This is a genomic window from Clostridium thermosuccinogenes, from assembly GCF_002896855.1.
Taxonomy (GTDB): domain Bacteria; phylum Bacillota; class Clostridia; order Acetivibrionales; family DSM-5807; genus Pseudoclostridium; species Pseudoclostridium thermosuccinogenes.
Genome location: NZ_CP021850.1, coordinates 868,682 through 881,214 on the forward strand (window position 1 = coordinate 868,682; position 12,533 = coordinate 881,214).

A 12,533-nucleotide genomic window follows, 5' to 3' on the forward strand; every position below is an offset into this window, starting at 1 on the left:
AAGGTGCTTGCCTATGGTTCCTCTGTAATCGTAAAGGACTCAAGGAATTCCTTTATTATATCGCTGTCGATTTTGTCCTTTTTATCCTCTGCGATTACATAATACACTCTCTTTTCCGTAACATAAATCCTAAATATAAGCCTTCCAGCGTCTCCTTGGGTGGACATAATATATTCCATACCGTCGGTTCCGTTGGTGTTGATTTTGTTTTGAGAAATTATCTCTATATTTTTGTTCTTCATAAACATATTCGTTATTTCTTCGGCAATATCCTCAACACTCTTTTCGGAGCCAAAAAATGAAGGTCTGTCTCCATATGAAACGCTGAGATATCGGGTATAGCCTTCGGATTCATAGACTTCCATGGAATAGCCAGCCTCATCCAGATAACTGGTCTCAGTTCTGTGGGAGGGTTTTTCCGGGAAAGTTACTTTAAAGGCATTGTCCGGGGATGTAAATTTAACTGTTCTGTCCAAGGTATTTCCGGTGCTGCCGCAACCCGTCAATATAGCGGTTACCAGAAAAACTGCCGTTAAAAGTTTCAGCTTTCTCACTTGCTATTCTCCTTCTCATCAACAACTAATCCTATCGTATATAGGGCTGTAAACCTTATCCCTAAGCCATGCCGCAGAGGTATAAAGCTATGATTGCATCCTCATCAGATGGCAGGCATAACATTTCCGCCGCAAACCGGAATATACGCTCCGGTGATGTAGCTTGCCAGGTCCGATGCCAGAAAAGCTACCACATTGGCTATTTCCTGGTCGGTGCCCCTGCGTTTTAGCGGAACTTTCGCATCATATTCGGCGCTGCGCTCTGTCCCTGCTTCTCTGTCCCTATCGCTTATTGTCCAACCGGGAGCCACCTGATTCACTGTAATCTGATGCTCGCCCACTTCCTTGGCCAGGATTCTGAATATTCCGTCCATACCCCTCTTGCCTGCAACATAGGCGGATTGGGTGGGGAAATTCTGCATGGAGCATTCAGTGTTGATGCCTATAAACCTGCCGTATTTTTTCTCTATCATATAAGGTATAAAGGCTTTGGCCATTATTACATTCTGCATGACACATGAACGGAACTGGCTTTCATAATCCTCCAGAGGCTGCTTAAGTACAGTCGTCCAGTTGTATTGGATCACAGCATTGTCAACCACGATATCCGGTGCCCCCAGGCTGTTTACAACGATATCCTTCATCTGCATAACGGAATTATAGTCCGTAATATCAGCCTGGACGATCAATGCCTTCCTTCCCAGGGACATTACTTCCCGGCACAGCGCCTCCGCCATTTCCTTGTTTTTCAGATAGTGGATGACTACATCCGCACCGCATTCGGCCAGAGTGCGGACCATAACCCTGCCTAATTGACCGGTTGCACCCGTAACCAGCGCAATTTTTCCTGTTAAATCTATCTTCATAAAGAAATACCTCCTATAAAGCTTCTGCTAATATCATACCATTATCCGGATATATTACTCAACTTTCAGTTTATAATCCTTTGCCAAGGGTTATGCTTAAATAGGTATGAAACCCTTAAGTATGAAATCATTATAGGATAAATAGGACAAACAACCCATAGATTCGGCACACATTGGAACAAGGCTTTGCTGTGTGTTATAATTGTCCTAAATCAAATAAAAAATAAGCCAGAACTTATACCGAAATAAAAAACATCGCCAAAGAGGAAAGGAAGATAATTCATGGTCAATATGGGCATTATAGGCACCAACTGGATAACTGACAGCTTCATAAAAAGCGCAAGCATGGTGGAAGGCTTTAAGCTGAACGCCGTTTACTCCAGAACGGAGGAGAGGGCAAAGCTTTTTGCAGGAAAATACAATGTTCAACATATATATACCGACATTAAGGAAATGGCCAGGAGCAAAGTCATAGACGCAGTTTACATAGCAAGCCCCAATTCCTGCCATGCCGAGCAGGCTATCGAGTTTCTGAATAATGGGAAGCATGTGCTGTGTGAAAAGCCTATCACTTCAAACATAAGGGAACTGAGAGCTTTGGTCGAGGCAGCAAGGCAAATTAACGTTCTTCTTATGGAAGCCATGAAATCCACCTTTTTACCCAACTTCAAGGTTATTGAGGACAACCTTCACAGGCTGGGCAAAATCCGGAGGTTTTTTGCCAACTACTGCCAGTATTCTTCCCGCTATGACCTGGTTAAGGATGGTGCTAAAATCAACATATTCAGTCCGGAATTCTCCGGAGGCTCGGCAATGGATATCGGCATATATTGCATTTATCCAATAATAAAGCTTTTCGGCATGCCGAAGGAAATCAAGGCATCGGCCTTAAAGCTCGCATCAGGGGTGGACGGGCTGGGAAGTCTTATTCTTTCATACGATGAGATGGAAGGGGTTATCATACACTCAAAAATAACCCAGACCTACATCCCATCGGAAATTCAGGGTGAGGACGGCTCGATGGTAATAGACAGGATAGATGGGCCAAGAAAGGTGCAGATATACTTCCGGGACGGCAGGATAGAAGATATCTCGGTGCCTCAGAAGGAAGACCAGATGTATTATGAAGCTAAGGAATTTATAAGCTTGATTGATGCCGGAAAAACGGAATCATCAGTCAATACCTGGGAGATTTCCTGCAATGTCATGAAAGTATTGGATGAGGCAAGAGCGCAAAATGGCATTGTATTTAAAGCAGATTCCGTCTGATAGGGACGGCTGCTGACGAGCATTGCAGGGTCATAAGCTTCTGTTTTTTGCTTGCTTTTAGGATAGCAGCCTCTGCATGTTTTCCTGACAACCATCAGGATTTTGCGGGGCTGCATCCTTTTTGGCATTCCGGATCAGCTCAAAATTCCTGAGCAGCAGTTTTTTGCCCCTCCAGCTGAAAGCTCTGTCCCTGTATCTTCGCATAAACTCCCTGTTGGAGATTTCCCGAAGCTCATCATAATCGATGCTGTATTTAAGGTTATCCTTGAATTCCTCGATGCCGGTGTGCTGGACCTTCCTGTTGTGGGGACAGACATCCTGGCATATATCGCATCCATATATAAGATGGTGCTTTGTCAGGATATCTTTTTCCAGTTCGGTCAGTTCATCTTTTTTCTGCGTGATGTAAGAACGGCATCTTAAGGGATTTATATCGAAGTTTCCCAGGATAGCGCATCCGGGGCAGCTTTTCACGCAAAGCCCGCATTTTATGCATGTTCTATCCATAGGCTGGTCTTGGGAGAATGGGTGATTATTTATTATATAGCCTATGAACACGTAGGAGCCGAATTTATCGTTTATGATGTGCCCGTTTATTCCATAATAACCCAACCCTGCCAGGTAGGCCATATACCTGTCCACCAGGGGTCCGTTATCCACAAAAGCCTTGTATTTGAACCCATCGATGCGGCTGCTTAAAAACTCACCGATTTGTTCCAGCTTCTTTTTTATGATGATGTGATAATCGATGGAAAACGCGGACTTGGACAAATTTGCATGGGCACTTAGTCCTGTGAAATACGGAAAAAGGCAGACTATCACGGATTGGGCATCTTCCAGTGTAAGGCGAGGATCTATTCTTTTTGAGATGTCCATTTCTTCGAAGCCTGTATAATGACCTTCTGCCAGCCTCTTACTCCATATTTTCTCCAGCTCATGATAAGGTCCGGGATGTGCAATCCCTGCATACTCAATGCCCAAAGAGCGGCAAAAATCCATTAATTCATCCTTCAATCCGGTTCCATCCTTTCTGTGATATTACTTATTATACCGCAAAGGAAAAATGAAAAACAAATATGGCAATATATTTTCTTGTTATATGTCTCCAAATTTGATAATATAGGTTAAGAAGCATTATATGCAATATGCATGTTTTAAGGAGAGTGCTTGTTATGGGTCTTTTCAACTTTCTGAAAAAACAGTTGATTGAAGTGATAGAATGGCTGGACAATACTTCTAATTCCATAGTATACAGGTTTCCTGCGGGAGATAACGAAATCAAGATGGGTGCCCAGCTGATAGTTAGGGAATCGCAGGTGGCGGTATTTGTTAATGAAGGACAGATTGCCGATATATACCCTCCAGGAAGATATGAGTTGTATACTCAGAATATGCCTGTCCTCACAAAACTGAAATCGTGGAAGTATGGCTTTAACTCGCCCTTTAAAGCAGAGGTATACTTTGTAAATACGAAGCAATTCACTGATCAGAAATGGGGCACTTCCAATCCGATAATGATGAGGGACCCTGAGTTTGGAATGCTGAGGCTGAGAGCTTACGGCATATTCTCCTTCCAGGTGTCGGATGCTGAAAAATTCCTGAAGGAGATTTTTGGTACGAAACGGTATGTGGACACAGATGAAATAGCTGGATATCTTAAGCGCTCTCTGGTTTCAGGAATAGCCGACACGATTGCTGAAGAAAAAATACCTGCGTTGGATCTGGCAATGCATTATGATGAGCTGAGCGAGAAGGCTAAAACGAAGCTGCAGGCGAAATTTGAAAGTCTGGGACTTAAACTCAATTCCCTTGTGATAGAGAATATTTCTCTTCCGGAAGAAGTGGAGAAAGCTCTGGATAAAAGGACATCCATGGGTGTCCTGGGCAATATGCAGCAATATATACAATATCGTGCAGCTGAGGCTATGGGAGATGCAGCTAAGAATCCTGGAAGCGGCCTGGCCAGTGCAGGAATTGGATTAGGTGCTGGAGCTGCTTTAGGCCAGGCTTTGAGCAATGCGATAACCAATCCAGTTCAGCCTACACCACAGCCAAAGGCGTTTAAAGCTGTAACCTGCCCGCATTGCATGGCGCAGGTGCCGGAAGGAAGCAAATTCTGCGGCAATTGTGGCAAGCCTGTTGCACCTCCAAAGGATAAGTGCATAAAGTGCGGCCATGAGCTGGATAAAGGAGTTAAATTCTGTCCCGAGTGCGGAACCCAGCAGATCAAAACCATAGAATGCGGAAAATGTGGCAAACAGGTGAATGCAGGAGTGAAATTCTGCCCTGAGTGTGGAAATAAATTAAATTAGTGGGGTGCCGTTGTGAAACAGGATTCCGGTGAAATGGTAAAAAGAGAGGATACCCAGCGCTTCCCGTGCAGGAACTGCGGAGCAAACATGGTGTTTGAGCCTGATACCCAGTCGCTTTTCTGTCCATATTGCGAGAGCAGGATAGATATAACAAAGGAGAATGACGGCATACAGGAATATGACTTTTTCTCTGCCCAGGATTCAATGCCTGGGGACTGGGGAAGGGAAAAGAGAATTATCCACTGCGAAAGCTGTGGGGCAGATACTGTATTGGACAGTACCAGCATGGCGGAGTTTTGTGCTTTTTGCGGTTCCTCCCATATTGTCAGGAATGAAGGACAGGTAGGCATACCACCGGAATCGCTGGTTCCTTTCAAAATTTCTGCCAAGAAAGCCAAGGAATGTTTTTCTACATGGATAAACAAGAGATTTTTCGCACCCCGTGCCCTTAAGACGTCGCATTATATGAACAGGCTTTCGGGAGTTTATATACCTTGCTGGACTTACGATGCGAATACCTACTCAACCTATACGGCAGAAGCCGGAACTTACTATTATGAAACTGTAAGAGAGTGGGTTGTGGAAAACGGGAAAAGGAAACAGGTAACCAAGCAGGTGAGAAAGATCCGATGGAGGCATACGAGCGGAATTTACTCGGATGAATTTGATGATGTGCTGGTAAATGCCTCGAGTAAAATAGATGAGGGGCTTATGCGCAAGCTGGAGCCTTTTGATCTCAGTGCCCTGGTGCGATACAAGCCGGAATTTTTATCAGGCTTTCTGGCGGAAAAATACAGCATAGGATTGAAAGAAGGCTGGGAGAAGGCGAAATGTCATATAGACGACTGTATAAGGCGGGGAGTAATCGACAAGATAAATGCTGATGAGGTGCGAAACCTGCATATTCGTACCAAGTACGACAAAATAAAGTTCAAGCATATACTTCTGCCGGTCTGGATTTCAAGCTACACCTACAAAAACAAGGTTTATCGTTTCCTTGTAAATGGGCAGACCGGGGAAGTGCAGGGAAAATCACCGGTAAGCCCGTGGAAGGTTGCTGCGGTAATACTGCTGGTTCTGGCAGTTGGTGCAGCGGTATATTTTGGATATACATATTATAAAGGAATTTAAGCTTTCGAATGTCGGCGGGGGTTGTGCGCCGACAGCTTTTGTTTTTGCATGTTATACTTGTAATCATAATTAAAGCAAATTAGAGCAGCACTAAGACAGAAAGGATAGTACTAATGGGAAAAATACTGGTTTTGGCAGAAAAGCCTTCAGTAGGGAGAGATATTGCAAGAGTGTTGAACTGCAGCCGTAATGGAAACGGCTGCCTTATGGGGGATAAATATATTGTGACCTGGGCGCTTGGGCATCTGGTCACCTTGGCAGAACCCGAAGCCTATGGAGAAAAATATAAAACATGGAATCTGGCAGATCTCCCCATGCTTCCGGATAAAATGCAGCTGGTGGTGATAAGGGAGACTGCCAAGCAATTCAATGCGGTTAAAAGCCTGATGATGAGGGATGATGTGGACGAGCTGGTGATAGCTACCGACTCAGGACGGGAGGGAGAACTGGTAGCAAGGTGGATCATGATAAAAGCAGGCTGGAGAAAACCTGTAAAAAGGCTGTGGATATCCTCCCAAACCGACAGGGCTATCATGGAGGGATTTAAAAACCTGAAGCCTGCCCAAGAATACGACAACCTTTTCAGGTCTGCACAATGCAGGGCGGAAGCCGACTGGCTCGTTGGCCTTAATGTTACCAGGGCATTAACCTGCAAGTATAATGCCCAGCTTTCGGCCGGAAGGGTGCAGACTCCTACCCTGGCAATGATTGTGGAAAGGGAGAATGAGATTCGGCGGTTTGTGCCTAAGGATTATTGGACAATACAGGCAAAGGTAAAAGGGTTTACCGTGCATTGGAAGGACAAAAGGTCGGAACAGACCAGGATATTTGACAAAGCTTATGCCGACAGCATTATTACCAAGGTAAGCGGGCAGGCGGGCACCGTGGTGGGCGTTAAAAGAGATGCAAAAACCGAGCTGCCGCCCCTGGCATATGACCTTACGGAGCTGCAGAGGGATGCCAACCGTAGGTTTGGATACTCAGCTAAAAAGACCCTGTCCATAATGCAGAGGCTTTATGAAACGCATAAGCTGGTGACATATCCAAGAACCGACTCCAGATATATCAGCGACGATATAGTGCCGACGCTGCCGGAGAGGCTGAAAAGCATAGCGGTAGGACCTTATGCCGAAGCGGCGCGCAGCCTTTTGAGAAGCAAAATTAAAGTGACCAGGAGGTTGGTGGATAACAGCAAAGTCACCGACCATCATGCGATAATACCGACGGAGCAGTATGTGAACCTGGCATCGCTGAATCCGGAGGAGCGGAACATATATGACCTTATCATAAAGAGGTTTCTGGCGGTTCTAAGCCAACCCTTCGAGTATGAGCAGACCACTGTTTTAATCGATGCAGCAGGAGAATATTTTTACGCCAAGGGAAAGATAGTGAAATCCAAAGGTTGGAAGGCTGTTTATGATGGAGAAGAAATGGAGTATGAAGAGGATGATGATGAAAGGGAGCAGTCCCTTCCGGAGATAAGAGAAGGCGAAACGGTAAAGATGGCCTCTGTGGCTTTGATTAACGGAAAAACAAAACCGCCGGCAAGATACACCGAAGCCACGCTGCTGTCAGCAATGGAGCATCCGGGCAAATTTGTGGAGGACAGGAATTTGAGAGAAACGCTGGAGAGCACCAGCGGTCTGGGAACTCCGGCAACGAGGGCTGATATCATCGAGAAGCTCTTTGATTCCTTCTATGTTGAAAGGAGAGGCCGGGAAATCGTTCCCACCTCTAAGGGAATCCAGCTTATAGGCCTTGTTCCGGAAGACCTGAGGTCCCCTGAGCTTACTGCAAAGTGGGAGCAGCAGCTTCAGCTCATCAGCAGGGGAAAGGCGGATGCAGGCAAATTCATAGCTGAAATGAAGAAATTCGCTTCAAAGCTGGTAGCCGATGTTGTTGCCGCCAATGAAACTTACAGGCATGACAATCTTACGAAGGAGAAATGTCCCCAGTGCGGAAAATATCTTCTGGACGTCAACGGCAGGAAAGGAAAAATGCTGGTTTGTCCGGACAGGGAATGCGGATATAGAAAAAGCATATCTATATTATCCAATGCCCGGTGCCCTGAATGTCATAAAAAAATGGAAATCAGGGGCGAGGGAGAGAAAAAAGCCTTTTACTGTGTCTGTGGCTTCAAGGAAAGTATGGATGCGTTTAAAAAGCGAAAAAGTGAGCAGGTAAACAGAAAAGAAATAGTAAAGTTTTTAAAGCAGCAGGACACAAAAGAAAGCATAAATTCTGCTCTGGCAGATGCCCTGGCAGAGTTGAAGAGGAAGCTTTGATGCAGCCGGTGTTCAGTAAAGCTCCAGGAGCTTTACCTGAACACCGGCTTCTTTTTAGCATGGACAGCTTATTTGGACAGCATTATTTTGGTGCTTTTACCGACACAAACTTATTGTCCTTTATGACGAATCTCCAGGGATAATTCTTTGCCTCACCGGCATAGTCTATATTTATCCTGGGGGTTGTCGCTATATTTTCATCCGGAACCGGGTCGCCATCAGTAAGATACAGACTGTCCCCGCATAAGTCCACTCCGTTGTCTTTCTTGGTGATATCCATGGCAACGCAGAGCTTGCCGGGTCCACTGCAAAGGTTTTTAATTTTGTCCGTTTTCCTGCGCTTCATCATCAATTCCAGGCCATCCACAGGCTCCAGAGCGCGAATGAGCACCACTTCAGGTTTTTCGGCAACGTTTGTGACAATGTTGAAGCAGTGATACATGCCATAAATCAAGTATACATATGCGAAGCCGCCGGGACCGAAGGCGACCTCCGTTCTTTTGCTCCTCAGAGACCTGAAGGTGTGGGCGGCAGCGTCATCAGGGCCTATGTACGCCTCGGTTTCAACTATTTTTCCTATGGTCATACCCTCCGGGGTGTTGCGTACAAGGTGTTTGCCGAGCAGCTCCCTGGCCACCAGGAGAGTATCCCTCTCATAAAATTCTCTTGAAAGCTTCATAATACCTATCCTTCTGATTTTCTAAACCCGGCGTCAGAGAATGCCGGATGCCTTTCTCCCACCAGATTTCAAATCTTTACATTTTTCAATTATAATGGGAGCAGCATGAAAGTTCAACGGCATAATCTATAGTATAAGCATAAGCAAATTTATTATTTGCTTGTGCCATTATTGCTAAAAGTGCTGCTGTCTATAAGTGATTGGTTTCTATGCTTCATAAGGGCGATTTCTTCTGAACTGGAAAATCGTCTCCCTGATGTAAAAGTACTTCTTCAAAGTGAAATCACCAAGTTAACTCACCGCGCACTGATAACCCAATATAATTGTGGTAAAAATTACCATTTAAACCTCTCGTGCTTGCATAACGCAGCCAATAATGAAAATAGCATTGCTATTTTCGTTTTAACAAGTTAATTTAAGCATCCGTCAGATTTCCAATATTTTTTTCATATCACCTGCTTCTGAACTTTTACAGGGTTCGAACCAGTGAAATGAAAAAATGCAGGCTATAATCATTGACAACAAGGAACATATTGATTATAGTGAGAACAGTTATAAAAGGAAGCAATGCTAAGTTAACATATAGTAAAATTTTTAAGAGAGGTGATTTTCATGCATATGGCAGATGCTTTGATTTCGCCTGCGGTAGGCGGGGTCATGTGGGCTGCAGCTGCAGGAACTGCAGCATATTCAATTAAAAAGGTTCAAAAGGACCTGGATGAAAAGAAAATACCGTTGATGGGAGTTATGGGGGCTTTTGTGTTTGCCGCGCAAATGATTAATTTTTCCATACCCGGTACCGGCTCCAGCGGACACTTGGGCGGAGGACTGCTGCTTTCTGCGCTGCTTGGACCCTATGCCGGATTTATTACCATGGCATCCATACTGATTATTCAGGCATTATTTTTTGCAGACGGAGGACTTCTTGCCCTTGGCTGCAATATATTCAATCTGGGCTTTTTTACATGCTTCGTCGCTTATCCGTTTATTTATAAGCGCATATTAAAAAAGGCGCCTTCCCCGCTGAGGATTCTTGGGGCGTCTGTGCTGTCCGCAGTTGTCGGACTACAGCTGGGGGCTTTTGGTGTCGTTATGGAGACAATGCTTTCCGGAAAGACGGAATTATCCTTTGGCACCTTTACTTTATTGATGCAGTCGATCCATCTGGCTATAGGTGTTGTGGAAGGTCTTATTACGGCAGCGGTTTTATCCTTTGTATGGAAGGCACGGCCTGAAATACTGGAGAAAGTTGAAGCAGGGGTGCCCCTGGGCAATGTTTCGGTCAAAAGGGTAATCTCTGTAATCGCCGTAGTGGCTGTTTTGACCGGGGGAGTATTTTCCTGGTTTGCATCTTCACATCCGGATGGCCTGGAATGGTCCATAGCCAAGGTTACCGGGCAGGAGGAACTGGAAAGCGGAGATGGGATTTATAAGTCACTGGAGGATATCCAAAGCAAAACGGCATTCCTGCCGGATTATGGATTTAGAGGGGAAAAGGAAGAGGAAGCAAGCTTGATGGATTCCAACAAGGAAACCAGCGTATCGGGAATTGTCGGTGGTGCCATGACGCTGGCAGTGGTCGCCGTCATCGGTATAGGAATCCATGCGATAAAGAAAGGAAATAGACTTAAGTCTCAGGAAGCAAAATAAAAAGACGTTTATGTTAATAAGCAGTTTACAACCGCAGCCTATAAAACATATGAGGTTAATATGATATGCCGAAAGTAACACAATCATTATACGAAATGAGATTTCTGGAGGAGCTGTCCGAAGGCAATACGGCCATACATAGAATTCATCCGGCGGCAAAGCTGCTGGTGACGCTTTTGTTTCTGACGGCAGTTGTATCTTTTGGAAAGTATGAAATTGCCGGATTGCTGCCATTAGCGCTTTACCCAGCTTTGATTTTCAGCCTGGGCGAGATTCCTGTGAAGCCACTATTAAAGAGGTGCCTGCTGGCAGCTCCTTTTGCTGTCGGCATAGGGATTCTGAACCCTGTATTTGACAGCACACCGATGGAGTTTGCGGGAATCAGCATTGCCGGAGGTTGGATTACTTTTGCTTCGATACTCATCAAAAGCGGCTTGACGGTTGTTGCTGCCCTGCTGCTTATTGCCACCACCGGCATGACTAAAACAGGGCTGGCCCTTAGAATGATCAAGGTTCCCCGGTTGATGGTGCTGCAGCTTTTGCTCACCTACCGGTATATATCGGTGCTTATGGAGGAGGTGGCCCGCATACTGCGGGCATATTCCATGAGAGCGCCGGAGCAAAAGGGGATAGACAGGAGCATATGGGGTTCTCTGCTGGGGCAACTGATGCTGAGGTCCTTCGACAGGGCTGAAAGGGTTTATCAGGCGATGCATTTGAGAGGCTTTGACGGCAATTATTATGACGGGAGTACGCCAAAAGCCAGGCTGGTGGATTTTCTTTATGTGATATTATGGGGTTCTTTTTTTGCGACAGCGAGGTTTGTGAATATCCCCGAGCTGGTAGGTTCGGTGATCATGTCATGGACAGCCTGAAGGGTTTTATAATTGGAGGTTGAGATGAGTCATCATATTATTGAAGGAAGAAATTTGCATTACAGATATCCTGATGGACGTGAAGCCGTGAACGGTATATCATTCCTGATCCATCACGGGGAGTCCGTGGCTGTCGTCGGGGAAAACGGCGCAGGAAAGTCAACATTGCTCTTGCTGCTTACAGGAGTGCTGTTCCCGGATGAAGGCGAAGTGCGCATAGGAGATGTTAAACTTACAAAGAAGACGATGCCCTCCATCCGCCGGCGAGTTGGTATGGTTTTTCAGGACCCTGACGACCAGCTGTTTATGACGACGGTATATGATGATGTGGCTTTTGGGCCCCGGAATTTAAAGCTTGATGAAGAAGAGGTGGAAAAGCAGGTTGTTCAGGCTCTGGAGGCGGTAGGAATACTGCACCTGAAAGACCGCCCACCATATAAGCTATCCGGGGGTGAAAAGCGTTCCGCTGCCATCGCATCGGTCCTGTCCATGAACCCTGATATCCTCCTCCTGGATGAGCCTACGTCATCCCTTGACCCTAAATCCAGGAGGCGGCTCATCAATATCTTGAAAGGATTCATGCACACCAAAATCATAGCCACCCATGACCTTGACATGGCCTATGAGGTGTGTGAGAGAGTGATAGTGTTGAAAAACGGCAGGATAGAAGCCGACGGACCGGCTGCCGGTATACTTGCAGACGCGGCGCTGATGGACTCCTGTGGCCTGGAAATACCCTTTGGCCTTCAAAACTGTCCTGCATGCGGATCGCCAAAAACATTAAAATGATCTGGCATATGCGTCCAGTCTTATTTTGAGGAGGATGCATGGGTAAAAATAGCCTTTTGCAAAAGAGCAAAGCTGAGGATTTGGATGGATAAGGAGCTGCAGCTTTAATAGCAGCATGGAAAT

The 12,533-nt window shown here is 45.6% G+C and carries 11 protein-coding genes; 7 read left to right on the forward strand and 4 right to left on the reverse strand.

Annotated features, from left to right (window positions below; all coding sequences use genetic code 11):
• Positions 1 to 11: 11 nt before the first annotated feature.
• Both CDO33_RS03870 and CDO33_RS03875 read right to left on the reverse strand, forming a co-directional pair.
• Positions 12 to 554 (reverse strand): hypothetical protein, encoded by a 543-nt coding sequence (locus CDO33_RS03870; protein ID WP_103082510.1) that lies wholly within the window; start codon positions 552 to 554, stop codon positions 12 to 14.
• 104 nt (positions 555 to 658) lie between these two features.
• On the reverse strand, positions 659 to 1,420 hold the full coding sequence (locus CDO33_RS03875) for an SDR family NAD(P)-dependent oxidoreductase (protein ID WP_103082509.1): 762 nt from the start codon (positions 1,418 to 1,420) through the stop codon (positions 659 to 661).
• A gap of 282 nt (positions 1,421 to 1,702) precedes the next feature.
• Here CDO33_RS03875 and CDO33_RS03880 point away from each other — a divergent pair, with 282 nt between their 5' ends.
• Positions 1,703 to 2,689, forward strand: a complete 987-nt coding sequence (locus tag CDO33_RS03880) for a Gfo/Idh/MocA family protein (protein WP_103082508.1) — start codon at positions 1,703 to 1,705, stop codon at positions 2,687 to 2,689.
• Between the two features lie 57 nt (positions 2,690 to 2,746).
• Here CDO33_RS03880 and queG read toward each other — a convergent pair whose 3' ends face one another.
• Complete coding sequence (queG, locus tag CDO33_RS03885) at positions 2,747 to 3,703, reverse strand: tRNA epoxyqueuosine(34) reductase QueG (RefSeq protein WP_103082507.1); 957 nt, start codon at positions 3,701 to 3,703, stop codon at positions 2,747 to 2,749.
• A gap of 158 nt (positions 3,704 to 3,861) precedes the next feature.
• Between queG and CDO33_RS03890 the strand changes: the two genes are divergently transcribed.
• The 3 genes from CDO33_RS03890 (at position 3,862) to CDO33_RS03900 (ending at position 8,417) form a co-directional block, all read left to right on the forward strand.
• Positions 3,862 to 5,001, forward strand: coding sequence for an SPFH domain-containing protein (locus tag CDO33_RS03890; protein WP_103082506.1), 1,140 nt, complete (start codon positions 3,862 to 3,864; stop codon positions 4,999 to 5,001).
• A gap of 12 nt (positions 5,002 to 5,013) precedes the next feature.
• The gene (locus CDO33_RS03895; RefSeq protein WP_103082505.1) at positions 5,014 to 6,132 is read left to right on the forward strand and encodes a TFIIB-type zinc ribbon-containing protein; all 1,119 of its coding nucleotides are present in this window, start codon (positions 5,014 to 5,016) and stop codon (positions 6,130 to 6,132) included.
• 113 nt (positions 6,133 to 6,245) lie between these two features.
• Entirely contained in the window at positions 6,246 to 8,417 is a 2,172-nt protein-coding gene (locus tag CDO33_RS03900) for a DNA topoisomerase III (protein WP_103082504.1), read from the forward strand.
• An 82-nt stretch (positions 8,418 to 8,499) separates the two neighbouring features.
• Here CDO33_RS03900 and CDO33_RS03905 read toward each other — a convergent pair whose 3' ends face one another.
• Positions 8,500 to 9,096, reverse strand: coding sequence for a DNA-3-methyladenine glycosylase (locus CDO33_RS03905; RefSeq protein ID WP_202849526.1), 597 nt, complete (start codon positions 9,094 to 9,096; stop codon positions 8,500 to 8,502).
• 612 nt (positions 9,097 to 9,708) lie between these two features.
• Between CDO33_RS03905 and CDO33_RS03910 the strand changes: the two genes are divergently transcribed.
• The 3 genes from CDO33_RS03910 (at position 9,709) to CDO33_RS03920 (ending at position 12,410) form a co-directional block, all read left to right on the forward strand.
• Positions 9,709 to 10,746 carry an energy-coupling factor ABC transporter permease gene (locus tag CDO33_RS03910; protein ID WP_103082502.1) on the forward strand — a complete coding sequence of 346 codons (1,038 nt, stop codon included), beginning with the start codon at positions 9,709 to 9,711 and terminating at the stop codon, positions 10,744 to 10,746.
• A 65-nt stretch (positions 10,747 to 10,811) separates the two neighbouring features.
• Positions 10,812 to 11,621, forward strand: a complete 810-nt coding sequence (gene cbiQ, locus CDO33_RS03915; RefSeq protein WP_103082501.1) for a cobalt ECF transporter T component CbiQ — start codon at positions 10,812 to 10,814, stop codon at positions 11,619 to 11,621.
• Between the two features lie 24 nt (positions 11,622 to 11,645).
• Positions 11,646 to 12,410 (forward strand): energy-coupling factor ABC transporter ATP-binding protein, encoded by a 765-nt coding sequence (locus CDO33_RS03920; protein WP_103082500.1) that lies wholly within the window; start codon positions 11,646 to 11,648, stop codon positions 12,408 to 12,410.
• Positions 12,411 to 12,533: the final 123 nt, after the last annotated feature.